This is a genomic window from Larsenimonas salina, from assembly GCF_023736155.1.
In the GTDB taxonomy this organism is placed as follows: Bacteria; Pseudomonadota; Gammaproteobacteria; order Pseudomonadales; family Halomonadaceae; genus Larsenimonas; species Larsenimonas salina.
On record NZ_JAMLJJ010000006.1, the window covers coordinates 62,285 to 87,731 of the forward strand.

At 61.0% G+C, this 25,447-nt stretch carries 21 protein-coding genes; 13 read left to right on the top strand and 8 right to left on the bottom strand.

Features of this window, described 5'->3' with window-relative positions; translation table 11 throughout:
* Positions 1-31 precede the first annotated feature (31 nt).
* From NAT23_RS12250 to doeA, 3 genes are read right to left on the bottom strand one after another with little or no spacing between them, the layout of a single operon-like run.
* On the bottom strand, positions 32-505 hold the full coding sequence (locus NAT23_RS12250; protein ID WP_251928871.1) for an Lrp/AsnC family transcriptional regulator: 474 nt from the start codon (positions 503-505) through the stop codon (positions 32-34).
* Positions 506-518: 13 nt separating this feature from the next.
* Positions 519-1,526, bottom strand: a complete 1,008-nt coding sequence (gene doeB / locus NAT23_RS12255) for a N(2)-acetyl-L-2,4-diaminobutanoate deacetylase DoeB (RefSeq protein WP_251928762.1) — start codon at positions 1,524-1,526, stop codon at positions 519-521.
* 47 nt (positions 1,527-1,573) lie between these two features.
* A complete protein-coding gene (doeA, locus tag NAT23_RS12260; RefSeq protein WP_251928764.1) occupies positions 1,574-2,779 on the bottom strand; it encodes an ectoine hydrolase DoeA in 1,206 nt (401 codons plus the stop codon).
* Between the two features lie 190 nt (positions 2,780-2,969).
* On the opposite strand from doeA, the gene NAT23_RS12265 reads away from it, so the two are divergent.
* From NAT23_RS12265 to NAT23_RS12285, 5 genes are all read left to right on the top strand, one after another.
* Positions 2,970-3,890, top strand: a complete 921-nt coding sequence (locus NAT23_RS12265) for a 2-hydroxyacid dehydrogenase (RefSeq protein WP_251928766.1) — start codon at positions 2,970-2,972, stop codon at positions 3,888-3,890.
* Between the two features lie 17 nt (positions 3,891-3,907).
* On the top strand, positions 3,908-4,561 hold the full coding sequence (locus NAT23_RS12270) for a hypothetical protein (RefSeq protein WP_251928768.1): 654 nt from the start codon (positions 3,908-3,910) through the stop codon (positions 4,559-4,561).
* Between the two features lie 90 nt (positions 4,562-4,651).
* Entirely contained in the window at positions 4,652-5,578 is a 927-nt protein-coding gene (locus NAT23_RS12275; RefSeq protein WP_251928770.1) for a LysO family transporter, read from the top strand.
* A 74-nt stretch (positions 5,579-5,652) separates the two neighbouring features.
* The gene (locus NAT23_RS12280; RefSeq protein WP_251928772.1) at positions 5,653-6,588 is read left to right on the top strand and encodes a Gfo/Idh/MocA family protein; all 936 of its coding nucleotides are present in this window, start codon (positions 5,653-5,655) and stop codon (positions 6,586-6,588) included.
* Positions 6,589-6,621: 33 nt separating this feature from the next.
* Entirely contained in the window at positions 6,622-7,653 is a 1,032-nt protein-coding gene (locus tag NAT23_RS12285) for a LacI family DNA-binding transcriptional regulator (RefSeq protein ID WP_251928774.1), read from the top strand.
* 19 nt (positions 7,654-7,672) lie between these two features.
* On the opposite strand, the gene NAT23_RS12290 is transcribed toward NAT23_RS12285, so the two are convergent.
* On the bottom strand, positions 7,673-8,206 hold the full coding sequence (locus tag NAT23_RS12290; protein WP_251591707.1) for a gluconokinase: 534 nt from the start codon (positions 8,204-8,206) through the stop codon (positions 7,673-7,675).
* 240 nt (positions 8,207-8,446) lie between these two features.
* Here NAT23_RS12290 and NAT23_RS12295 point away from each other — a divergent pair, with 240 nt between their 5' ends.
* The 5 genes from NAT23_RS12295 (at position 8,447) to betT (ending at position 15,209) form a co-directional block, all read left to right on the top strand.
* Positions 8,447-9,460: an NAD(P)H-dependent flavin oxidoreductase gene (locus NAT23_RS12295; RefSeq protein ID WP_251928776.1), complete on the top strand. Its 1,014-nt coding sequence runs from the start codon at positions 8,447-8,449 to the stop codon at positions 9,458-9,460.
* Positions 9,461-9,541: 81 nt separating this feature from the next.
* On the top strand, positions 9,542-11,008 hold the full coding sequence (locus tag NAT23_RS12300; RefSeq protein ID WP_251928778.1) for an ATP-binding protein: 1,467 nt from the start codon (positions 9,542-9,544) through the stop codon (positions 11,006-11,008).
* On the top strand, positions 11,005-11,721 hold the full coding sequence (locus NAT23_RS12305) for a response regulator (protein WP_251928780.1): 717 nt from the start codon (positions 11,005-11,007) through the stop codon (positions 11,719-11,721). The genes NAT23_RS12300 and NAT23_RS12305 overlap by 4 nt, the downstream gene beginning before the upstream one ends.
* A 79-nt stretch (positions 11,722-11,800) precedes the next feature.
* A complete protein-coding gene (locus NAT23_RS12310) occupies positions 11,801-12,793 on the top strand; it encodes a hypothetical protein (RefSeq protein ID WP_251928782.1) in 993 nt (330 codons plus the stop codon).
* A gap of 337 nt (positions 12,794-13,130) precedes the next feature.
* Entirely contained in the window at positions 13,131-15,209 is a 2,079-nt protein-coding gene (betT, locus tag NAT23_RS12315) for a choline BCCT transporter BetT (protein WP_251928784.1), read from the top strand.
* 268 nt (positions 15,210-15,477) lie between these two features.
* Here the strand turns inward: betT and NAT23_RS12320 are convergent, their stop codons facing one another.
* The 3 genes from NAT23_RS12320 to ptsP are packed head-to-tail and all read right to left on the bottom strand — an operon-like array spanning position 15,478 to position 21,073.
* Entirely contained in the window at positions 15,478-17,259 is a 1,782-nt protein-coding gene (locus tag NAT23_RS12320; protein ID WP_251928785.1) for a PTS fructose-like transporter subunit IIB, read from the bottom strand.
* Complete coding sequence (pfkB, locus tag NAT23_RS12325) at positions 17,256-18,221, bottom strand: 1-phosphofructokinase (RefSeq protein ID WP_251928787.1); 966 nt, start codon at positions 18,219-18,221, stop codon at positions 17,256-17,258. The genes NAT23_RS12320 and pfkB overlap by 4 nt, the downstream gene beginning before the upstream one ends.
* Positions 18,221-21,073, bottom strand: coding sequence for a phosphoenolpyruvate--protein phosphotransferase (gene ptsP / locus NAT23_RS12330; protein ID WP_251928790.1), 2,853 nt, complete (start codon positions 21,071-21,073; stop codon positions 18,221-18,223). Before ptsP ends, pfkB begins: the two co-directional genes overlap by 1 nt.
* A 172-nt stretch (positions 21,074-21,245) precedes the next feature.
* Between ptsP and cra the strand changes: the two genes are divergently transcribed.
* Positions 21,246-22,223, top strand: a complete 978-nt coding sequence (gene cra / locus NAT23_RS12335) for a catabolite repressor/activator (RefSeq protein WP_251928873.1) — start codon at positions 21,246-21,248, stop codon at positions 22,221-22,223.
* 7 nt (positions 22,224-22,230) lie between these two features.
* Here cra and NAT23_RS12340 read toward each other — a convergent pair whose 3' ends face one another.
* Positions 22,231-22,719, bottom strand: coding sequence for a GNAT family N-acetyltransferase (locus NAT23_RS12340; protein WP_251928791.1), 489 nt, complete (start codon positions 22,717-22,719; stop codon positions 22,231-22,233).
* A 144-nt stretch (positions 22,720-22,863) separates the two neighbouring features.
* Here NAT23_RS12340 and NAT23_RS12345 point away from each other — a divergent pair, with 144 nt between their 5' ends.
* Positions 22,864-23,814, top strand: a complete 951-nt coding sequence (locus tag NAT23_RS12345) for an alpha/beta fold hydrolase (protein ID WP_251928793.1) — start codon at positions 22,864-22,866, stop codon at positions 23,812-23,814.
* Positions 23,815-23,882: 68 nt separating this feature from the next.
* Positions 23,883-25,406, top strand: a complete 1,524-nt coding sequence (locus NAT23_RS12350) for a sensor domain-containing diguanylate cyclase (protein WP_251928803.1) — start codon at positions 23,883-23,885, stop codon at positions 25,404-25,406.
* Positions 25,407-25,447 lie beyond the last annotated feature (41 nt).

Consider the following 25,447-nt stretch of genomic DNA (forward strand, 5'->3'; position numbering starts at 1 on the left):
CCTCAATTTTAAGCCACGCCTTCGCAGGCGCTCAGGCCGGATCGATGCACGCAGGCCCCTTGGGGCCCTGCTTGATGGTCTTGGTCACGATGTAGGAGCGGTAGCGCTTGATGCCGATGTCACTGATAAGCCAGTCGTCGATCAGCCGCTGGTAGTGATCGATGCTTGGCGCCTCGATCTTCAAGAGATAATCGACACCGCCTCCCACGGCGACGCACTCGCTGACCTCGGCCACGTCCTGAATCATGGCCTCGAACCGACCGGCGTGGGCCAGATCGTGCTGCTCGAGCTCGATCTGAACCCAGACCGGCGTACACTCAAGCGTCGCCGCCGTCGAGATGAATGCGCCGTAGCCGGTAATGATCCCCGCGTCCTCAAGCCGGCGGACCCGCGCCCAACAGGGGCTGACCGACAGATTGATCGCCTCGGCGAGCCTTGACTTGGTAATCCGGCCATCGCGGGCAAGGATCGAAAGAATCTTCAGATCAAAGCGATCGAGACTCAACGATTCGGTGCGCTTAGCGCTCAAGCGTCGCGACCTCCTCCCCAAGCACCACCAGCGTATCGCCCATCGCCACCTTCGCTGGGAAGCGCCGCGCCAGCACGATGCCGTCGCGCTCTGCGCGGTAGTCAACCGGCTCGACCCCGGTTCGAGTCATGTCATAAATCCGCGCCACCACCTCGCCTTTACGCACATGCCCCCCAAGCGCACAGGTCATTTCCAGAAGCCCAGCATGCTCACTTTGCACATAACAGCTCGCATCCGGCATTTCCACAAAGCGCCGGTGCGCGGGCTCGGTCAGCTCGCCGTCAAGAAGCCCTGTGTGAATCAGAAAGTTGCGTACCCCACGCTCGGTAAGCTCGATGCTGGCAGGCGTCGAAGTGCCTCCACCGCCAAGCTCGGTGGTCACCAGCGTCTTGCCCTGCGCCTCGACCACCGTGTCATAAAGCGCCGCGGCATCGAGTTCGAACATCATGATCGTGGTCTGCACCCCGAACGCAAGCGCGGCACTCATGCACGCGCGCTCGTGCTCGAGATCCTCGAGGCGGTGGGCCGCCGCGAACGGCAGAATATCAAGGGTGCGCCCGCCCGAATGCAAATCGAGGGCAACGTCGCACATCGGCACCAGGTAACGGGTAAAGTAATCGGCGATCTGATGGGTCGGGCCGCCGTCCGGGTCGCCTGGAAACGAGCGATTGAGGTTGCCCTTATCCATCGGCGAGGTGCGCCGGCCGGCCTCGGCCGCCGGCGGGTTCATCATCGGCACGATAATTACCCGCCCGCTCACCTCCTCGGCCGTGAGCCGATTGGCAAGCTTCATGAGCGCGGTGATGCCCTCGTACTCATCGCCGTGATTACCACCGGTCAGAAGTGCGGTCGGGCCATCGCCGCGCTTGATCACGGTGATTGGGATCATGATCGCCCCCCACGCGGATTCGTCGTGGGACACGGGCAGCTTCAGAAATCCGTGCTGAACGCCGTCGGCGTCAAAATCGACGGTGGCTGAAATCGGGCTCTCACGCATGGTGCGCTCCTCTGGCTGGCGAGCGCCTTGTGCGCCCGCACACGTGATTATTTGACGAACAACTGACGCGGAAATGAACACAGCGGCTCGGCGCCGTGCGGTGTAATCAGAATCGACTCGGTGATCTCGAGCCCCCAGTTGTCCATCCACATTCCGGGCATGAAATGAAAGGTCATGCCGGGCTGAAGCTCGGTGGTGTCGGTCGGTCGCAGACTCATGGTGCGCTCGCCCCAGTCCGGGGGGTAACTGATGCCGATCGGGTAGCCGCAGCGCGCCCCGCCTCGATCAAATCCGTACTTGTCCATTGCCGCTCCAAGCGCCATCGCGATATCACAGCAGCGCGCCCCGGGGCGGGCGATCGCCAGCCCGTTATCGATCCCCTCGAGCAGCGCCGCCTCGCCGCGAATGAAGTCCCGCGGCGGCCGCCCCAGAAAGACCGTTCTTGAAAGCGGGGCGTGATAGCGCTTGTAGACACCGGCAATTTCGAAAAACGTGCCCTCGCCGCGCTTGAACGGCGAATCGTCCCAGGTCAGATGCGGGGCCGCCGCATCTTCTCCGGTCGGCAGCAACGGCACAATGGCTGGATAATCCCCGCCAAACCCATCGATGCCCTCGATGCCGGCCCGATAGATTTCAGACACCAGTGTGCTTTTGGGAAGCCCCGGCTCGATCATCTCGAGAATGCTTGCGTGCATGTTGTCGACGATGCGCGCCGCCACCCGCATGTACTCGATTTCGGTAGGCGACTTGATCGCACGGCACCAGTTCACCAGCGCCGTGGCGTCCTCGAACCGAGCGTGGGGCATATGGGCAAGGAGGCTAGTGTAGGCCTTGGCGGAAAAATAGTAGTTGTCCATTTCCAGACCGACCACGCAGCGGTCCCACCCCCACTCCGGCAATACGGATTCAGCCAGAAATGCCATGGGGTGCATGTCGGGGTTTTGCACGTAGTAATCGGGGTAATACAGCACCCGGGTGTCGGGGTCCATGTAGCAGGTACGCACGGCGCCGTTGGCGTCCTGGCGCCGTCCGAACCAGATCGGCTCGCCGCCGAGGCCCACCAGCACGCATTGATGTACGTAGAAGGACCAGCCGTCGTAGCCGGTCAGCCAGGCCATGTTAGACGGATCATAAACGATCAGAAGATCAAGGCCGCGCTGCGCCATCGAGGCCCGCACCCGGCGAAGCCGCTCCCTGTATTCGCCCCGCTCGAACGGAAGCGTCACACGGGGGTTCGAATCAGTCGTTGTCATAAGTTCCTACCCAACCCTTTACTTAACCCTTAGCAGAGTCTCGCGCTGGCCGACAACCTGACACGCACGCCAGAGCGTACCCGGACCACCCTCGAGACCACGCTGTCAGCCGCCCATCCATCGAGGAAGCCCTGCCGAGCCTGCTCAAACGCGCTAAGGTGACACCGTCCACTCGCCTTCAGGAGCGCCCATGCACGTTCTCATCCACACCGACAACGACAGCGCGCGCTGGCAGCGCGTTCTGGCCAACGCCCTACCCAAGGCGCGAATCGACACCACGGCCGAGGTCGGCTTTATTCCGGCAACCTATCTGGTGGTCTGGCAGCCGCCGACGGCGCTTCTTGATGCCCAGACCGAGACGCTGAAGGCGATTTTAAATCTCGGCGCTGGCGTAGATGCCCTGCTTTCGAACCCGGCACTGCCGGACGTTCCGCTCTACAAGATCGACGGCGGCGGCATGGAAGCCTCTATGGCCGACTACATGCTCTACGCCGTACTGCACTTCTACCGCGGCTTCGACGTCTACCGGGCGCAGCAATCGACGCGGCAGTGGCAGCCTCAGCCGCTTGAAGAGAAGCGTGGCTGGCCGGTCACTGTGCTGGGGCTTGGCACCATCGGCGCACACGTTGCAACGTTGCTTTGTGAGCACGGCTTTGCCGTGGCGGGCTGGAGCCGAAGCCCCAAGGCGCTTGAGGGGGTCGACTGCTACGCAGGCATGGACATCCTCGAGCCACTTCTTCGCAGGACACGGCTTCTGATCAATCTACTGCCTACCACCGAGGCAACCATCGGCCTTTTGAACCACGAACGGCTCGCCCACCTGCCTGAAGGTGCCGTCGTGATCAACGCCGGCCGCGGCGCAACGCTCGAGCTTACTGCGCTTTCGAGTCTGCTCGAGCGCGGTCACCTCCGTGGCGCGATGCTCGATGTGTTTCCGAGCGAGCCGTTGGCGCCGGACCACCCGATCTACACCGCGCCGAATGTGACGCTGACACCCCATATTGCCGCCCCCACCCCGATCGATGACGCCGCCGTCCAGCTGGCCGCGCGGATTGAGCGGCTCGAACGAGGCGAATGCGTGCCAGGCGTCGACCGGCGGGCGGGCTATTGACCGCCACACGACGGTGCGTGTTTTTGCTGCTTTTCGCGCTGGCGCTTCCGGCAGAAGCCGCACCGGCATTGACGCCGTTCAAGGCGCAGTACGCGCTGAGCGTGGACGGCGTCGGCACCGGCCAACTGACCCACTGGCTCACCCGCCGAGACGGCCAGTTCGAAAGCCACATGCGCGCCCGCATCAACGCCATCACCGGTGAGGAAACCGGTGTGTTCACCTTGGACGGCCAGCAGGGTGTAACCGCCCAACGCTACCGGGGCGGCTATCATTTGCTGGGGCTGAGCCGCTACTTTCAACTCGACGCCGGGGATTTGGCCAGGGCGCCAGACCGCCAGAGCGCACTGATCGCGCTCGGGCGGTCAATGGAGCTCGCAAAACGGCATTGCATGCCGAACACCCCGTGTACGCTTGACTACACCGATCAGTCGGGCACTGTGCGTACGCTCGACTACACACTGTCATCCCACGCCCCGATCAAAACCCCCGTTGGCAAGGTGGCCACGCTCGAACTGACGCTCACCGCTCACGGTACTCCGCTGCCCCGACTTCACGCGCTGGTGAGTCCTGCGCTTCCAGGCGTGCTGCTGCGGGCGACCCTTGATGCGAGTGCATCGATCACGGCACGCCTCGAGCTTGAATCGCTCACGCTTGACCACAAGACACGTTGAACGGGCTTCGATACACTAGACACTCTTGGTTATCGTCCTCGTTTCAACGACTTACACGACGACTTATTACACCGCCCACAAGGAACCCTCATGTCAGGACTGTGGTGGATGGCGCTGCCTTTGATCGTGGGGTATGGGTGGCCGTTCAAACGCCAAACGATCAAGCCGCTGGTCGATGCGCTGGTCATGCCGACCATCTTTCTGCTGCTGTTTCTGATGGGCTTCGGCTTTGCGGGCCTTGAGAACCTGGGCCGCGATCTTTCCCGCATTGCTTATGGCGCAGCGGTATTGCTTTGCTCAACTGCGTTTTTGAATATTGCCGCACTCCTGCTTCTGGATCGCGCCTACCGTTTCCGTCAGCGCACACAGGTAGAGCTTGGCACCGAAAGCGATGCCGCGCAGACCTCACTTTGGAGCTCGCTCAAGGACGGCACCCTGATGATTGGGCTTGTCGCGCTCGGTACCCTCTGCGGATATCTGTTCCCGGTGGTTCTGCCCTTCAGCGACGCCGCCGCGGAAGCGGTACTTTATCTGCTGCTCGCGCTGGTCGGGCTACAGCTTCGCAATTCAGGCATTCCGCTCAAGCAGCTCCTCCTGAACCGTCGTGGTCTTCTGATCGCGCTGTCGGTGGCGCTGACCTCACAGCTTGCAGGCCTCGTAAGCGCCGCCGTACTGGGCCTGCCGCTGACGCAGGGGCTGGCGCTGGCCTCCGGGTTCGGCTGGTATTCGCTGTCCGGTATTTTAATGACTGACCAACTTGGGCCGCTGCTTGGCGGAGTGGCGCTCTTGAACGATTTAGGGCGCGAGCTTATCGCCCTGTTGATCGTGCCCCTGATCGCGGCCACGCGCCCGGGCACCGCTGTCGGCTACTGCGGCGCTACCTCCATGGATGTCACTCTCCCCGTGCTGAGCCGCAGCGGCGGATTCGCCTGTGTGCCGTTGGCATTGGTCAGCGGTTTTCTGTTATCACTGCTGTCACCGCCTCTGATGATGCTCTGGCTCTCCATGGGCACATGAACATGCGCAATTCCCGCACCAGAGGCCCTGGCAACATTCTCTTGAGACGCCACCAACAACAAAAGGACACGTCAATGACACCGCTGTCTCTCGCCATCGTGGGTTATGGCAAAATCGCCCGCGACCAGCACCACCCGGCCATCGACCAGCATGACGGCTTCACACTCAGCGCGATTGCAAGCCGCAATGGCCACGTTGACGGCCTGCCTCATTTCGAATCGCTCGAGGCCCTGCTTGAAAGCGATGAAGCAATCGATGCAGTTTCGCTGTGCGCGCCCCCGAGCGTGCGCTTCGAGCAGGCCATGGCCGCAATGCGTGCCGGCAAGCATGTAATGCTCGAAAAGCCGCCCGGTGCCACCCTGAGCGAAATCGAGATCTTGAAGGCATGCGCCGAGCGCCAGGGCGTGACGCTCTTTGCCAGCTGGCACTCCCGTGAGGCACCGGGCGTTGCCCGGGCGCGTGCGTGGCTTGCCGACAAGACCGTGACCGGCATGCACATTGAGTGGAAAGAGGATGTGACCAAATGGCACCCAGGCCAAAGTTGGATCTGGCAGGCAGGCGGTCTCGGGGTGTTCGACCCCGGCATCAATGCACTCTCCATCATGACCGAAATTCTGCCGATGGAGGTCTATCTGCACGCCTCGACCCTGGTGTTCCCGGCCAACACCCAGGCCCCGATCGCGGCCTCGCTCACGTTCAAGGACGCAGGCGAACATACGCTTTCGGCGGAGTTTGACTGGCGCCAGCAAGGCGATGAGCTCTGGAACATCACCATCGAGACCGATCACGGCACGCTCGCGCTTTCCAAGGGCGGCAGCCAGCTCCACATTGACGGTGAACAAATGCTCGAGCAGGACGAGCGCGAATACCCCGGCCTCTATCAGCGCTTTTTCGAACTGATCGAGCGCGGCGAGTGCGATGTGGACGTTCGCCCGCTCAGACACGTGGCCGATGCCTTCATGCTCGGCGAACGCACCACTGTCGAGGCCTTTCATGACCCGGCCGCCTGAGCCCATGGCGCACGACGTTACCGGAGCGCGCGCATGAGCCGCCGCTCCCGTCGAAACTCGGGGCGCGTGACGCTTGACGATGTGGCGCGTCATGTCGGCGTCAGTAAGATCACGATCTCCCGCGCGTTGCGCCAGCCCGACAAGGTCTCGGCCCCGCTCAAGACGAAGATCGAGCACGCCATCGAACTGCTTGGTTACATCCCCAATCGTCAGGCGGGCTCACTGGCAAGCGCGCGGAGTCACGCCATCGCGCTGATCGTCCCGTCGCTCTCCAACGGCGTCTTTTCCGAAGTGCTTCGAGGCGTTGACGAGGTCTTCCAGCAAAGCGGCTATCAGGTGCTGCTTGGCCACTCGGGGTACTCCATCCATGAGGAGGAGCGCCTGGTCAACACCTACCTGAGCTACGGCGTGGAAGGCTTTATCGTTTCAAGCGGTCAGCACACCGAGCGCACCCTGGCGCTCCTAAAGCGCTCTGGGCTTCCGGTGGTGGAGATGATGGGTATTCCGAAAACGCCGCTCGACATGGCGGTCGGCCTCGATCATGAGGCCGCCGGCCATGCGATCACCTCGGCGCTGATCGAGCTGGGCTATCGCAACATTGGCTTTGGCGGAGCGCGCATGGATTTTCGCGCCCAGGAACGCCTTAATGGGTGGCGGCGAGCGCTCAGGGAGCACGGCCTTGACGATACGGCGTGTCTGACCACCTTCAGCCCTTCAACCTACCACCTCGGCGGCGCGCTCTTGAACGACATTGTCGGGCGATTTCCCGCCACAGAAGCCATCTTCTTCTGCAACGACGACCTCGCCGCCGGGGCCTTGTTCGAGTGTCAGCGCCAGGGCCTTCGCGTGCCGACCGACATGGCCGTGGCGGGCTTCAATGGCATGGACATCACCGATGTGGTCTCACCGCGACTGACCACCGTGGTCACGCCGCGCCGGCCGATCGGTGAGCGCGCCGCCCAACTGCTCCTCAAGCGCCTGAACGCAGAGCCTGTGGAGGCCCGCGTCGTCGATCTGGGGTTCACCCTCGCGCTCAGGGACAGCACCTCGATCGAGCGCGCGTAGGCGCTCGATCGAACGCGTCTTAACCGACCCGGCTGTTATCGATCACCCGCAGGCACTGATCCACCACCCCTTCCGGGCTCAGACTGATGTCGATGGCGTAGGCCTCACCCTGGTGAGGCGGCTCCAGCGTCTTGAACTGGCTGGCAAGCATGTCGGAGGCAAAGAAGTGGCCTTCTCGCTGGCTCATGCGCTTGTGAATGAGGGCGTAACTGCCATCGAGGTAGAGCGCGATCAGATGCTCATCGCCCTTTCTGAGAAGCTCGCGGTAGCGGGCCTTGAGCGCCGAACAGGCAATGATCACACTTTCATCCTGAGTCAGGCGCTCGTTCAAGAGCGCTTTCAAGCGCTCGAGCCACTCGGCGCGGTCGTCGTCATTGAGCGCCTCGCCGCGGCTCATCTTGTCGATGTTGGCCTGGGGATGAAAGTCGTCGCCATCGAAGAAATCGCACCCAAGCGTCTTGGCGAGCTGCTCGCCGATCATGGATTTGCCTGATCCCGAGACACCCATGACCAGGATGCGCCGCGACTCCAGTGCGGAAGCCGATTGCAGCATGATAGTACTCCTAGAGATTGCCGATAATGGTGATGTTAGCGTTAACATCGCACGTTTTCAGGGCGCTACATAACGCCACCAAGGTCTGGGTTGACGTACATCGATTGCACCATTAGGGCTGCGCACCCCTTGCAGACTGCGGTTCGTACCGCCATGCGATTTACCCTTTCAGTACCTACACTTGGACACATCATGGCAGCCTGGCTGTCGATCGCCGACCCTTGAAAAAAGGACACCTGCATGGCTTCACCGCTTTTCATCGCCGATCTCGAGTTTTCCCGTGCCGTGATTCAGGCCCCCATGGCCGGCGGCATCACCACGCCCGAACTGGTTGCCGCCGTGTCGGAGGAAGGCGGGCTTGGAAGTCTGGGCGCCGGCTACCTCACCCCCGAGGCCATCATTGATGCGACCCACGCCATCCGCGCGCTGACGCCCGCCCCGTTTGCTATCAACCTTTTCGCCCCCACCCACGACGCCCCCGGCTGCGACATCGACCAGGCCCTCAATGCCCTCAAGGCCTGCTACGCCGACGCCGGCGTCGAGATGCCCACAACGTTTTCAACGATGCCTGATTTCGACGCCCAGTTCGAGGCCATGCTCTCAGTGCAACCGGCGCTCTTTTCATTCACCTTTGGCACTTTGGATCGCAAATACATTGACGCCTGCCGTGCTCGGCACATCGCACTCGTCGGGACTGCAACCTCCATATTCGAAGCCAACGGACTGGCCCTAAGTGGCGTCGATGCCATTGTGCTTCAGGGTGAAGAAGCGGGCGGGCACTGCGGCAGCCACGACTCGGCCGGTGCCGGACAGCCGCTGCTGCCACTAATCAGCGAGTGCCGTGCGCACATTGACCTGCCTTTGATCGCCGCAGGCGGGCTAATGAGCGCTCTCGATATTCACTGCGCGCTTCAGGCCGGCGCCGACGCCGCCCAGTGCGGGACCGCCTTTCTGCTCGCCGATGAGGCCGGCACCTCCGATACCTGGCGCCGCGCCCTTCAGGACACCCACGAAAGCGACGCCACCGAGATTACCTATGCCGTTTCCGGCCGCGCCGCGCGTGGGCTCAAGAACGCCTGGATGGGGCCTCAGGCGCCCCGCGACCTGGCCCCCTATCCGGTGCAGCATCAGTTGACCTCTCCGCTAAGGCACCTGAGTACGGGCCCGAAATGGAAAAGCCTGTGGGCCGGCAAACAGGTTCATCACATTCGCTCGGGGTCGGTTAGCGAAGTTATGGCCATGCTCGATCATTGAGCGAATGCATATTTTTTCCTCACCGCCTGGCGCATCGATCATTACACTGGCTTATTCAAACCCTGTTCGGAAACCGCGTCGATGTTCAAGCATCTCGGTCTTAAACTGTTCGCAAGCATCCTGCTGGTCAACATTCTGATCAGCGGCACCATCTACTGGACCATGGCACGCAGCATCGACAACGGCTTCATCGACTACATAAGAACAAGCCAGGAACAGCGCATCGATAACCTCGCGCAGACATTGATTTCAAGCTATCGACAAAACGGTAAAAGCTGGAACTTTCTGGAGCGCAATTCGAAGGCGTGGCGTCAACTGCTGAGATTCGGGCTAGGGCCGAGCATGGGGCCACCTCATCGTGAACGGGCCTCCTCGCCTCCGATGAAATCAATGCCCACGCCTCCACCACCGCTAACCGAGCAAAGCCCTCACCTTCCTCCCGAGCTTGGAGACCCGGAGTTTTACGCCCTGTTCGACTCGGCCAATTCACCGATCGCGCACGCCCCTCGCGTCAACCTAGATCGCCTCAACCGGAAGACGCTTTCACTCGATGGGCAGATAATCGGGGTTTTAGGCTATCCCCGAGTTAAGGACGTGATCGGGTCGATCGACAAAGTCTTCATCAACCGCCAGCTTAGAAACCTGGGGATCATCATGGGGGGAACGCTTCTAGCCTCATTGGTGCTCTCGGCCGGACTTGGCTGGTGGATCGGTCGACGAGCCAAGCGAATGGCAAGCTTTACCCAGACCTTGATCCAGGGTGATTTCACCAAGCGCCTGACCAGCAGCGGCCGTGATGAGCTGGCACGGCTCAGCCAGGACCTTAACGCCCTGGCCATTACACTTGATCACAACCGCCAAGCAAGAGAGCAATGGGTCGCCGATATCGCTCATGAGCTCAGAACGCCGCTGGCGGTCCTCAAGGGGGAGCTCGAGGCCATCGCCGATGGCATTCGTCAGGTAGACACCTCGACCATAACGTCACTGACACAGGAAGTTGACCAGCTCAACCGATTGGTCGAGGATCTTCGCGTACTGGCGCAATCCGATGCCAAGACGCTTGACACCCCTCTCGTGTCATTCTCAATGAGTGACCACTTGAGAATCCGCCTCGATGAAAGCCGATATCGGCTCGAAGCGGCCAATATCGCCCTGGTCTGCAAAATTGAGCCTGACATCGACATTAACGGCGACGAGCATCGTCTGCGTCAGCTCTGGAACAACCTGCTGGATAATACTCTGTTCTATACCGATGCGCCGGGCACGCTCAAGGTTACACTGAAGCGAGAACCGACCAAGATCGTTGTACTGTGGGAGGATTCAGCGCCAGGCGTTCCCGAGGATGCACTCGACAGGTTGACCGAGCGACTTTACCGAGTCGAGGCCTCGCGCAATCGCCGTCACGGCGGCAGCGGCTTAGGGCTATCGATTGCAAGCGCCATGGTTCGACTGCATCGAGGCCATATGATCGCCGAGCAGACACCGCTGGGCGGTCTGCGCTGGCGCCTCGAATTCCCGCTCGAACCGGCCACACGGAGAGAAATATGAGTCAACGTATTCTGATCGTCGAAGACGAACCGAAGATCGCCGCACTGTTAAAAGACTATTTACAAAACAGTGGGTTCGAGTGTCATCACATTGATCATGGCGATCACGTACAACCTTGGCTTGCCGAGCATGGCGCGGATTTAATCCTCATGGACCTCATGCTGCCCGGCAAGGACGGTCTGACCCTTTGCCGAGAGATACTCCAGGCAACTCCCCACCAACCCGTGGTCATGTTGACGGCCAAGGTCGAGGAAATCGACCGGCTACTCGGCCTCGAGCTAGGCGCCGATGACTATATCTGCAAGCCCTTCAGTCCCCGAGAAACCGTTGCTCGTGTGCGAGCGGTACTTAGACGCGCACAGGCGACCCCGCCTACAGCCGATGCAGCGACACAAACCAGTAACGACATAGAGCTTGATGAGGCCGGTTGGCGCGCGTTTGCGCGCGGTCAGGATCTGCAATTAACCGCCGTCGAGTTCCAGCTTCTAAAGGTGATGATGGCAGCACCAGGACGCATCTTCTCACGAGACAAACTGATGGATCACATGTATCAAGATCATCGCATCGTCTCAGAGCGCACCGTTGACAGCCATGTAAAGAAACTGCGGCGCAAGATCGGGGACATCTGGCCGAACCGAACCATCGTTCACTCGATGTACGGCGTCGGGTACAAATACGATCCTGATTTCTGTGATGACCCTGAAGATAACTGAGACGTTTTGCGGTTTCGGTGCACATTTCATGCATCTCTCTGCCTGATCATAGTTTCGACACTAATCAGGAGAGCGCGACATGAAACGAATCCTTCTTACCTCTGCACTGATCGCAGCCTTGATGCCGGTTCTTTCAAGCTCGGCCAGCGCCGATGAGCACGGCCGAGAAACGCTTTACAAAAGCTGGTCACTGAGCGCGCAGCAAAGCCAGCAGGTCGAGCAGGCCAATCAGACGTTCAAAAACAAGCTCGATGGCATTGATCACGAGGCGTTCGACTCACGCAAGGCTCGCCACGAGGCCATGAATGAGGCGGCCAAGGCGCACCATGAGGCACTGAAAACCATCCTCGATGCCGATCAGATTCGCGCGCTTACCGCGTACGAACGCCAGTTTGATCCCCGTGAAGAGACAGAGGCCTTCAAACACGCCTTGTTCGATAGCTGGCAGCTTGATCAAGGCGCACGTAACCGGCTGGATGCGGCTCGAAAGGCCATCGACATTTCGTTCAAGGCAGACACAAACGCCGACAAGGAAAGCCGCCACGCTGCACGTCAAAAAGCCATGGACGACTATCGACAGACGCTCTCTGACGTATTGACCCCAGCGCAGCGCCAGGTACTCAGATCATTGAAACACTTCAAGCCGATGCCGACGCATCGCTCTCTGCCGCCCAAGGCCGGCGTCGAGGCCCTGATAAAAAGCTGGCACTTGAGCCTTGAAAAGCGTCAAGCGCTTGAAGAAATCAATCAACACTTTAAGACCCAGCTTGAGCAGCATCGTCCTCCCATGCCGCCTAGGGAAGCTCATGGCGCCCCATCCTCTGCGCCCGATCATGAGCAAAAACACAAAGGCCCCCGATCTGAAAAGCGCTCAAACACACCGGACCTGGACACTCTGTTCAAGGCTCATGATCGCGCACTGGCCAATGTATTGAGCCGCGAGCAGATCGCAGCGCTCAACTTGTTCATGCCCAAACAGCCTAAAGGCCCAATGGGGAAAAACACGAACGCAAAAGGCGCGCCGAAAGACATACCGAAACCACCCATGGACGATGCCGCCACCGAGCACTGATCACGCTATTTTTCATAAAAGATGACTATCGACCGGGCCCTTGTGCCCGGTTTTTTTATGTCGCCACTTTAGCCATTGGCTTTGTTGCCGATCAAACGAGACATCGATAAGTCGATGAAATGCTTCTCAATATTGATCAGTGAAACTAAACGCTGTATTTTATTTAAACAAATATTCAATAAATTTCCGTTCTAATGAACGACGCATCGCTTGCCGGTTCGGTTTAGGCAGCGCAGAACTGTGTCCGACCGGTCGAGATTCTGCGCTGCCTACGCTCGAGCCTCTCCGCGATTCAGACCTCGCCATTAGCGAATCCCCATCATTTAGAGGAAGGTTCATGTCACACCAGGAAAAGGACATACCTGCTAACGGGCGATTGAACGGGGCCGTCTTTTTCGGCTCAGCGTTCTTTATCGTTTTGTTCGCCTTTTGGGCCATGTTTTTTACAGAAAGCGCCAATACCGTTATTTTCGCGATGCTTGGCTGGATTGCCGATACCTTTGGCTGGTATTACTTTCTTGCAGGCACCCTGTATCTGGCATTTGTCATTTTCATCGCCTGCTCCCGATTCGGAAGCATTCGACTCGGCCCCAAACATTCCAAGCCCGAATTTAGCCTGCTGTCTTGGGCTGCCATGCTGTTTGCCGCTGGTATCGGCATCGATCTACTGTTTTTCTGTGTGGCAGAGCCTGTCACCCAGTTTCTCGCGCCGCCCACGGGGGCACCTGAAACCATGGCCGCCGCACGTCAGGCAACCGTTTGGTCACTCTTTCACTACGGCATAACCGGATGGGGCATGTACGCCCTCATGGGTATGGTGCTTGCATACTTCAGCTTTCGCTATAACCTGCCGCTGACCATTCGCAGCGCGCTCTACCCCATTTTTGGCAAGCGGGTCGAAGGCGCCATCGGTCACACCGTCGATATTGCGGCGGTCATCGGCACCGTATTTGGCATCGCAACAAGCCTTGGCATCGGTGTGGTTCAACTCAACTACGGGTTGACGTTTTTGTTCGATATCCCAAGCAGTCTTGTGGTCCAGGGCGGTCTGATCGTTTTGTCGATCGTACTGGCGACCATTTCGGTCGTGGCCGGGGTCGACAAGGGCATTCGCCGCATTTCGGAATTCAACGTTCTGCTGGCGCTGGCGCTTTTGCTGTTCGTACTGGTGGAAGGCAAGACCCTGTTTCTGCTCAACGCGCTCGTGCTCAACATCGGGGACTACCTGAGTCAGTTCATGAGCATGACCATGGACACCATGGCGTTCCAGCAGGTCATGCCCGAAACCGCGCAGCAGACCTCCGACTGGCTCAACGCCTGGACCCTGTTTTTCTGGGCCTGGTGGGTTGCCTGGGCGCCGTTTGTCGGCTTGTTCCTGGCGCGCATTTCACGGGGGCGAACCATCCGTGAATTCGTGGTGGGCACCCTAACCATTCCCTTCATCTTCACCCTGCTTTGGATGTCGATCTTCGGCAACAGTGCGATCGAGATGATTTTAAGCGGCAACGCCGACTTTGGTCAGATGGCCATGAACAACCCAGAGCAAGGCCTTTACGCCTTATTGAGCCAGTATCCCTGGGTTACCTGGACGGCCGGTCTTGCCACTGTGCTCGGTATGCTTTTCTACGTCACCTCCGCCGACTCAGGTGCGCTGGTACTTGGCAATTTCACCTCGATTTTGCCAGATCCGCACACCGACGCGCCGACCTGGTTACGCATTTTCTGGTCAGTCGTGATCGGTCTTCTAACCTTTGCCCTGCTTCTTACCGACGGCGTTTCCGCTCTGCAAAGCATGGTGGTGGTCATGGGTCTGCCGTTCTCGTTCGTGATGTTCTTCGTGGTCGCAGGGCTCTGGAAATCCCTTCGCATGGAAGGCTTTCGTGAAGACAGCCGCATGGGCAGTCTGGCCGGCCACCTATCGAGCCGTTCCGACAGCGCCCATGGCAGCCATCTTGACTGGCGCAAGCGCCTGAGCCGCGCCATGAGCTTCCCGACGCTTTCACAGGTATCGACCTTTCAAAGTGAGGTCTGTCGACCTGCCATGGAAGAAGTGTGTAAGGAACTTTCCGATCAGGGCGCGCCCGCCGAGATAATCGAGGGTGACGAGAAGGTGCCACACCTGGCCCTAAACGTGGTGCTCGACAACGAGCAGAACTTCACCTATCAGACCTGGCCGCGTCAGTTTGAAACGCCCGAGTTCGCTCGCAGGGCGAAGACTGAACAGACCAACTACTACCGCATGGAGGTCTACCTTCAGGAAGGCAGCCAGGGCTATGACCTGATGGGCTACAGCAAGGAACAGGTAATTGACGACATTCTCGATCAGTACGAGCGTCATCTTCACTTCCTGCACATGAGCCGTGACGCACCGGGCACCCCGGCAACGCTTCCGGACGACCCGGAACTGCCAGCCTGATTACCCATGGTACACACGCTCTTCGGAGCACCCATCAAACGCCGGCCACGCGCCGGCGTTTTTTATGACACCTGTCTGACCGCCAGGAAACATCGTCCTGACCATCAGAAGACCACCAGAAGACCACCACCCTGATCATCAGAAAACCACCACCTTGGCCGCCAGAAAACCACCGCCAGACACCGCACAAAAAAAGAGCGCCCCGTGGGGCGCTCCGTGCGGTTAAGTCGATTAATGGCAATGCCAATCAACGGTGAGACCAACCGGATCAGCTGGCCTTGGCCCCTTCGAGGGCGTCTGAGCTGACCTGACCGGGTTTGATCAGTGCATACAGACCGCCAACAATCACCGAGCCAACCGTGATCGACAAGAGATACAAGAGCGCGTGGTTGACCGCGTTCGGGATCAGCAGCACAAACAGGCCGCCGTGCGGCGCCATCAGACCAATCTGGAAGAACATCGACAGGGCACCGGTCACCGCGCCGCCGATGATGCAGATCGGAATCACGCGCAGCGGATCCTTGGCGGCAAAGGGAATCGCGCCTTCACTGATGAAGCACAGCCCCAGCACGAAGGAAGCCTTGCCCGCCTCCTGCTCGGCCTGGGCGAACTTCTTCTTCGCAAGCATGCTGGCGATGCCCATGCCAATGGCCGGCACCATGCCCGCGGCCATGATCGCGGCCATCGGCCCGTAGGTTTCAGAGGACAGGAGACCAACGCCGAAGGTGTAGGCCGCCTTGTTGACCGGGCCGCCCATGTCGACGCACATCATGCCGCCAAGCAGCAGGCCGAGCAGAATCGCGTTGGCGGTGCCCATCGACTTCAGGAAGTCGGTCAGCGCGCTCATGATCGCGGCCACCGGCGTGCCGATGGCGTAGATCATCACCAGCCCGGTAAAGAGACTTGCCAGCAGCGGAATGATCAAAATCGGCTTGAGCGACTCGACGCTTGCCGGCAGTTTCACGTAGCGCGTAATCGCCTTGGCCGCATAGCCTGCCAAGAAACCGGCGAGAATACCGCCAATAAACCCGGCACCGAGGCTCGAGGCCAGCCACCCCCCGATCATGCCGGGCGCGATACCAGGACGGTCGGCAATGGAATAGGCAATGTAGCCTGCAAGCACCGGCACCATCAGCTTGAAGGCACTGCCGCCGCCGATTTGCATCAGGGCGGCCGCAAGCGTTCCTTCTTCCTTGAACGCCTCGATCCCGAACACGAACGACAGCGCAATACAAAGACCCCCGGCCACGACCATCGGCAGCATGAAGGACACGCCGGTCAGAAGGTGTTTGTAGACCCCCCGTTCCTTGGCACTCTTGCCGCCGCCCGACCCTTGGGACGCCTCACCGGCCGCTTCCACACGGGCCTCGGCAAGCGCGGCCTCGATGGTCTGCTTCGATTTCTTGAGCGCGCTGCCCGTGGACGTGCGGTAAATCGGCTTGCCCTGGAACCGTTCGACATCGACTTCGATGTCACAGGCCAGAATGACCACATCCGCCTGCTCGATTTCAGACGCCGTCAGCTGATCCTGCGCGCCGACCGAGCCCTGGGTTTCCACTCGAATTGAATGGCCCAGATTGCGCCCGGCCTCGCTCAACGCCTCGGCCGCCATGAACGTGTGCGCGACTCCGGTCGGGCAGGCGGTCACGGCGACAATGGTCTTGGCGCCCTTGGCAGACGCCACGCTGTCGCTCGACTCGGCCGGCGGCTTGGTGCCCTCGGTCGATGCCGCGCTCGCGGTATAGGTGTCGGCCTTTTCCTCGGCCATGGCCAAAAAGGCGTCCGGATTCGGCAGCGCGTCGTCGATCGCCCCCTGATACAGACGCTTGCCGTCGAACCGGCTCAGGTCAATGGCGCGGCCGGCTGCGACCACCACCAGATCGGCCTCGCGGAGCTGATCATCGCTTGCGGTCTGGGACTTACCAAGATCGCTCTGATTGTCGACGACCACCTCCCAGCCCCGGCGCACTGCCGCAAGCTCGAGGCGACGCGCCGCGAGAAATGTCGTTGCCATGCCACTTGGACAGGCCGTAATGATGATGGCTTTCATGCAGGCCACTCCCCTGCTGGCTGACCGTCGGTCAGCTGTTGAAGAACACAGTTTGTTTTCAAAACCTCGAAATCGGCAGCGGTGGTTTCCCCCACTCCGACATGGCGCACGGCCTCGGCCGAAAGCGTGGTCGCAAACCGAAGCGTCTCGTCCATGGCCCATCCGCTGAGCTCTCCGTGAAGCGCTGCGGCCACGAACGTATCACCGGCGCACACGGTACTCACAACCGATACGCGAGGGGGCCTTGCGCGCCACTGCCCCTGCGGCGTGCTCAGCAGCACGCCGTCACCACCGAGCGTGACGAACGCGCTTGCAACGCCTTCGTCATTCAGCGTCCGCGCGGCGCGTCGAAGCGCCTCGATGCCCTCAAGCGGCGCACCGGCCCATTCGGAAAGCTCGTGCTCGTTGGGCTTGACCGCTGTCGGCGCGCACTTGAGCGCCGCATCGAGCGCCGGCCCGCTGGTATCGACCCAAAGCGCGACGCCACGGGCCTTGACGGCGCGCAGCAGCTCGCCGAATCGGGCTGGGGACACACCGGGGGGCAGACTGCCCGAGACCACGACCGCATCGCAGCCGGCCGCCTCGTCCTTCAGGATCTGCTCGAGCTCGGCAAGTGCCTGCGCACTGACCTCGGCGCCTCGGCCGTTGAGGTCGGTCACACGGCCATACTGTTCGGAGACCTTGACGTTGACCCGCGTCTCCCCGGGCACTCGAACGAACGCATCGCGTACGCCCCAGGCGGCAAAGGCGCGCTCGAACGCGCCCTGATTGGCCTCGCCGAGAAAGCCGGTCACCGCCACATCGTGGCCGAGCGCGGCCAGCACGCGCGCCACGTTATTGCCTTTTCCTGCCGCATCGAGGCGCGAGGTATGGCTTCGATTGACCTCTCCAAGCGCGAGCGCCTCGACCCCAATCGACAGATCCAGCGCCGGATTGAGCGATACCGCAACGACTCTGGCCATTACAGCGCCTCCAGAGCGTCACGGACCGCCGTCGAGGTCGGAAGCGTCAGCATCTGATTGGCCAGGGTCTTGCTGTCGGCGAGTGTCAGCTCACGCACACGGGACTTGACCAGCGCCACCTGACGGGCCGCCACTGACAGTTCGTCGACGCCCAGTCCGACCAGAACCGGCACCGCCTGAGCATCTGATGCAAGCTCACCGCAGACCCCGACCCAGCGGCCTTCGGCGTGGGCGGCATCGATCGTCATCTTGATCAGGCGAAGCACCGCTGGGTGCAGGCCATCGGCCTGACTCGAGAGCTGCGAGTGGCCCCGGTCGATCGCCAGCGTGTACTGGGTCAGATCGTTGGTGCCGATCGAGAAGAAGTCGACATACGGCGCAAGCGTCGGCGCCAGGAGCGCGCAGGAAGGAATCTCGATCATGACGCCGACCTGCACATCGCTTGCCTGTACGTCTTCGCGTACACGATCGACGATCGCCTTGGCCGCGTGAAACTCCGCCACGTCCTTGACCATCGGGAACATGATGCGAAGCGGACGGTCCCCGGCGGCGGTCAACAGCGCGCGAATCTGGGTTTCGAGAATGTCGGGCTTGGTCAGCGCCAGACGAATGCCGCGAAGGCCCAGAAACGGGTTGTCTTCCTGCGGAATCGGCCAGTAATCGAGCGGCTTGTCGCCACCGACGTCAAGCGTACGGGCCACCAGCGGCCGCGAGGTACCGAGTGCGTCAAACGCCTCGCTGTACTCGCTGATCTGGGTCTCAAGATCCGGCGCGTCCGGGTGGGCCATGAACACGAACTCGGTCCGAAGCAGGCCGACGCCTTCGGCGCCGCGCTCGACCGCGTCCGCGGCGTGGGCGGTGTTGCCGAGGTTGGCACAGACTTCGATGCGATGGCCGTCGCGGGTGGTGGCGTCCTCGAAACGGGCATCAAAGGCTTCCTTGACCCGATGCTCACGCTCCTTGATCGAAAGCTCGGCCCGGTCGCGGCGTTCCTGACTCGGCTCGGGGATCACCCGGCCGCGCTCGCCGTCGAGAATCATCTCGATGCCGCTTTTGAGCGCCAGCACCGTATCGCCGGCACCGACCACCGCCGGAATGCCGAGCGCTCGCGCAAGAATCGCACTGTGCGAGGTCGCCCCGCCCTTGGCGGTCAACAGGCCTTTTACCTTGCTGGTATCGAGCTGGGCCACATCCGAGGGGCCCACGTCTTCCATCACCAGAATGTAGGGGTGTTCCGGCGGTTGCGGCATCTCGGCACCGCAAAGAATGCCGAGCACGCGCCGGCCGACGTCGCGAAGGTCCGCGGCCCGCTCGGCCAGAAGCCGGTCAGCCAGTGCCTCCTGAGCGCGCGCGGAGGTATCGATCGCCTTCCACCAGCCCGCCTCGGCCGAAAGCCCTTCGGAAATGGCCTCGAACGCCGCCTCCTTGAGCTCGGGATCCTGCACCATCTCTTCGTGCATCGAGAGGATTTCAGCCACCTCACCGCCCGGCGCCTGATCGATCAGCGTCTCGAGCTGATGATGGGCCTGACCGATGGCCGTTTCGAGACGCGCGCGTTCACCGGCCTGATCGGAGGCGTATTCCTCGTACTTGAAGTCCGGCAGGCGCATGACGAACAGCGGCGCGATCGCCATGCCGGGCGAGGCGCTGACCGCCACGAGCGCGGTGTCGGCCGCGGGCGGCTCGACCTGGGTGTACTTGGTCTTGTTGCGAGACGGCCGGGCGGCGGCGGTGTCATCAAGCGGGGTCACCACTTCCCCGAGCCCGTCACGCACGGCGTTGACCATGGCCTCGAGCGCGGCGCCGGCGCCCTGGCCCTGAGCGGAAAACACCAGCATCTGACCGCGACGCGCCCCAAGGCCGATGACCTTGGTAAGACTCGTGGCCGAGACTGCCGGCTGCTCGCCTTCCATCAGGCGCACCTTGATGTCGAGCGCCTGCTCGCGGGCAACCTGAACCAGCTGCTTGGCCGGACGCGCATGCAGGCCGTGGGCGTTGCGCACGCGCACCTTGGCGGTTTCAGCGTCGGAGCTTTCACCGGAAAGCCGCGCCAGAATCTGCTGGGGGCTAACGCGGGCAAGCTCCTCGCCCTTACCGTCTTCCAAAAGGCCGATCAGCCGCTCCATCAATGACACATGGCCATCGCCAAGCTCGGCCAGACAGAACACGCCTGCCGTTTCGTTAAGGGCCGGCTGGGGGGTCGCGAAGCCGAGGGCGGGCTGCTTGACGCCATGGCGCGAACGCACCAGCCAAAGCTTCTGACCGAGCGACACCGGCGTCTGATCAAGAATATCGGTGACGAACATTTCATCGGCGCAGCCGAGCTGGCGAAGGCGCGCGGCGGCGGCGGTCGCAAGCTCCAGCCGGTCACGCGCGGGCACGCCCACCATCAGCGTCTCTTCGTCGAGCTTGGTCGGCGGCGCGGGGGACTTCGACAAGAGGTTGGTGACCTCTTCGGCATTGCCGGCGCGGGAAAGCTGATCGGCCACGCCGTCGCGGTCGAGCACGTGCGTCAGCGCACGCAGGATATCCAGGTGCTCGTCGGATTGAGCGGCGATGGTGATGACCAGCGTCACGTGGGCGCCGTCATGCCAGGTCACGCCGTCTGGGAACTGAAGTACGCGAACGCCGGTCTTCTTGACGAACTGACGGCTGTCCGGCGTGCCATGAGGAATGGCAATGCCGTTGCCGAGAAACGTCGAGGACTGGGATTCACGGTCGAACAGGGCCTGACGGTAGCCGTCCTCGGCAAGGCCCGCCTCGCATAATGACTGCCCGGCCTGGTCCAGCGCGTCGCGCCAATCGCTGGCGGTCCGGCCAAGGGATACCGAATCTTGGGTGAGCGTGAGCATAACCAAATCTCTAATGGGGAAAACGTTAGCTGAATCGTTTCACTGTGCTATGGTAGCCATGCTGAAACGTTTCAGCCCGCAAATCAAGCCAAATCGGGTGCGACTTTCGATGCACGCTGTAAACTCCATGAATTCGAAGGACAACGGGATTGAGGCAGCTTAGATGAAATCCATGACATTGGCTGAAATCGCTCGATTGGCCGGCGTCTCGCGGACGACGGCAAGCTACGTCGTCAATGGCAAATCCAGGGAACATCGCATCAGCGATGAGACCGTCAAGCGCGTGATGAGCGTGGTCGATACGCATCACTACCGAGTCGATGCTCAGGCCGCCGCACTTCGCCGCGGCGCCAGTCGCACACTGGGCTTCATTCTGCCCGATCTTGAAAACGCAAGTTATGCGCGTCTTGCCAAACGCCTTGAACAGGGTGCTCGGGAACGCGGCTATCAGCTCCTGATCGTGGGTTCGGACGACCGGCCCGACACCGAAAAGGAGCTGGCCCGCGGCCTCAAGGCACGGCGCTGCGACGCCTTGATCGTCGCCTCGAGCCTTGCGCCCGATGATCCGTTCTATCGAGAGATCATGAGCGAGGACATGCCGGTGATTGCGGTCGACCGCGCCCTCGACCCCGACTTTTTTACCTGCGTCGTAAGCAACAACGGCAGCGCGGCCGAGGCCTTGACCCGCTCGGTCATCGATGAACGCACCCGTCACATTGTATGGCTCGACGCCGTGCCCGAACTCAGCATCAGTGCGTCTCGGCGCGCAGGCTTTCGACGCGCCCTGCCGGACTCGATCACCCGGATCAGCGAGCGCAGCGGCTCGCACTATACTCGCCGGGTCGGCGCCGAACTGATGCAGGAAGTGCTCGATACCGATGGGCTGCCGGATGCCTTGATCACGGCCTCCTACACGCTGCTCGATGGCGTACTCGATGTTTTGCTCGCGCACAGCGCCCGTCCCGACATTCGCATTGCCACCTTCGGCGATGACCGGCTTTTGGACTTCCTGCCGCTTCCGGTCAATGCGCTGCCTCAGCAGTACGACCGCATCGCACAGATGACGCTTGAATGTGCGTTTCAGGCCATCGAGGGCAATTACCGTCCGGGCCTCAACGTGGTCGAACGGACCCTGAAGCTCAGGCAGTGAGTGGGCGTTAAAGGCGCTGGTACATGACCAGCGCATCGACCTCGCCCATCTCCGGGTGACTGAAGGCGCCGGGCAGCCGCCCGACCGTCTGGAACCCGAAGCGCTCCCACAGGGCGATGGCGCGCGTATTGGTCGACACCACGCAATTGAACTGAAGCGCCTTGAACCCCTGGGCACGCGCGCGTTCAAGCGAATGCGCACACAGGGCCGAAGCAATGCCACGGCCCTGGGCGTGGTCGGCGACGATGTAGCCGCAGTTGCCCACGTGGGCGCCGCCGCCAAGCGCGTTGGCCTTGAGGTAATAGCTTCCAAGCACGCTCCCCTGATCTTCAGCGACCCAGGTTTCAAGCGGGGCCTCGCCCCAGTAGGCCCAGGCGCGGGCAGGCTGCATGTCCCGCGGCAGGGCGTAGGTCGTGCCCGCCCGCAGGATCGGTTCGAAAATGTGCCAGAAGGCGTCCTTGTCTTCCGGACGTACCGGGCGCAGCGTTAACGTCATCGAAACCATCCTTGAGTAAAAACGAAACCGTTAGTGAGCAACCAAAGGCGCAGGTCGCCGTGGTACGCAGAGCGCACCGAAAAGACTACAGTGATACTCGACCACCAAGGGTTTCATCGTAATAAACAACCGCATGAGGGTGCCATGGCCGGCTTTACCGATCGTCTTTCGAGCCTTTTTGACAACACGGCGCTGGTCAAGGCCTCCGACATCGATCAGTCGACGCTGATCACACGCTATGGCCTGCCGGAAAGCCAGTGGCTTGCGCTTTCAAATGAGCTGAACCTGCATTATCTCGACTACGGCGACCCCGAGCACCCCACCCTGCTTCTGGTTCATGGGCTGCTGATGGACAGCCACGTCTGGCACAAGTGGGTACAGACACTGAGTCGGACGCACCGCGTCATCGCGCTTGATTTGCCTGGCCACGGTCTGTCGCGCGCGCCCTCGAACTGGACGGCCTCGATCGATAACTTCGTGGAGGTGCTGCACCAGGCCGTCACAAAGCTCGCGCTTAGAGATATCACGCTGATCGGCCATTCGATGGGCGGCTACATCGGCTGGCGCTACGCCATGACCCATGGCGCCTCGCTTCACCGGCTCGGGCTGATTGCTGCCGCCGGATGGCCCGACCAACGCCGTCAGGCCAAGAATGCCCATCATTTCATGAGCTTTGCTGGAAGCACCCTCGGGCGTACTGTACTTCGTTACGCCAACGGCGACCGGTTTGTTTCCGAGGGTATGGCCACGACCTTTGCCCCAGCCTGTGCGCCGGAGGCGATCATCGACCGCTACCAGGATATGCTGCACGGTCCTGGCCACCGGGAGGTCCTACTGTCCCTTGCGCATGAATGGGCGGACAACCCTGCTGCAGAAGCACATCAACTGGGTCGGTTGACCTGCCCTGTACTGATCATGGGCGGCGACTGTGACCGGGTAATTCCCGCCGAGCACGCCTACCGCTTCGATCAGGCCTTTGCCCAGAACCGGTTTCATCTTTACCCCCGCTGCGGCCATGTGCCCATGCTTTCCTGCCCTGAAAAAGCGCTGGAAGACATCCTCTCATGGCTGGCCGCAACGACCTCGTACACGTAAGCGTCGCTCAACCCTACACATAACTTGCCGATACCCCGACTCTAGAAGATTCTTGATCGGACGCCGCCATGAACCGCTGGGCCCACCAGTTACGCCGAAACTATCTGATGTTGTTTATCGCGCTCATGGCGAGCGGCATGCTTGCACTTTATACCCTCTACGCAACACTCGTCCTGCCGATACTGCTCGAGCTTTCGACCGAGCACCTGGAGCGCGCGCAGAAACACGTCGAGCAGATGGTGGACATGACGCACCGCCACTTGAGTGACATTACCGCCGACTGGTCAACCTGGGATCAAACCTGGCTTTACCTTCAAGGCGATGACCCGATGTTTCTCGACAAGCAACTCGGCCCAACCACGTTCACTCATCTCTCAATCAGCGCCCTCGGCTTTGCAACCCCGGACGGACAAATCAAGCGTATACTGATCCATTTGCCGGGGTCCGAGTCGATCTGCACCGATGACTCCGCGGCCTGCACTCCTGCCAGTGAGCTTTCCAAACGGCTTGACGCGGTGAAGTCACATTACCTGGGGCGACTCAAGGGACGGTTCATCCTCGATGGTACCCCGCGCTATATGCTGAGCTTTCAACAAGTTCAGGACAGCTACCAACAAAATGAGAGCGCAGGGTATCTGTTCATGTTGAAACCGCTCGATCACGCCTGGGCCAGAGCGTTATCAGCCCAGCTCGGCGTTGAGCTTCGCTTGATCGACCACCAGAGCGTCACGCCCGCGCATGTCTTCAACCTCCCGACCGTGCCGGAAACCGCCTCGCCCTGGCTTGATATCGATGACTCGACCACCGACTGGCATCGCGACATCGACACCTTCAACCTGGCACTTTGGCTGCTCATGGGGCTCATTGCAGTGCTGCTGATCCTGATGGCAACGATTACCCATGTCACCCTCCTGCGGCCACTTCTGAATACGCTTTCGTTTCTCGACCGAAGCGACACGCAGACCCCCTGGTCGGTGACGCCATCGCTACGAACGGATGCACTGACCCAGGAAATCACACGTAAAATCGCAACGCTTGCAGAGCACGAATACGACCGAGGCAAACATCAAAGTGCCGCTCAGATGATCGACCCGACCACCCGGCTTTTGACTCGAAGCAGCCTGCTCGACCGCCTGCCGACGCTATTGTCGATCAGCGAGCAGTATTACCAGTCGGTCACCTGTATTTTGGTGGAGCTCGATTTCTTTGACGCGTTTCAGGCCAAATTCGGCGCCGAGCGCACCGAGAGCCTATTGAAGACGTTGGCAGCAAGCCTTTCCGAGGTCACACGCTCTCGCAATGACCTGCTGGCCCGGATGGGGCAGCATCAGTTCGCGCTGGTTCTGCCCGGCACACGGCAATCCGAGGCGCACAGCGTCGCCGCACGGCTTACCGCAAGCATAAAGAAACGAGATATTGCCAACCCCTTGTCCCCCCTGTCAGAACGTCTGACCATCAGCCAGGGCGTGGCAGTCTCGACCCCGCAGCATCCGCTTCAGGCACGTGCCCTTGTGCAGCGTGCCGAAGACGCACTAACGCGGGCGCAGCATCAGGGCCGAGACATGACGTGCGGTTTCGAACAAGGCTCATGAACACATAAGCGACGCTTGAGCGGATGAACCGCAGCACGCTT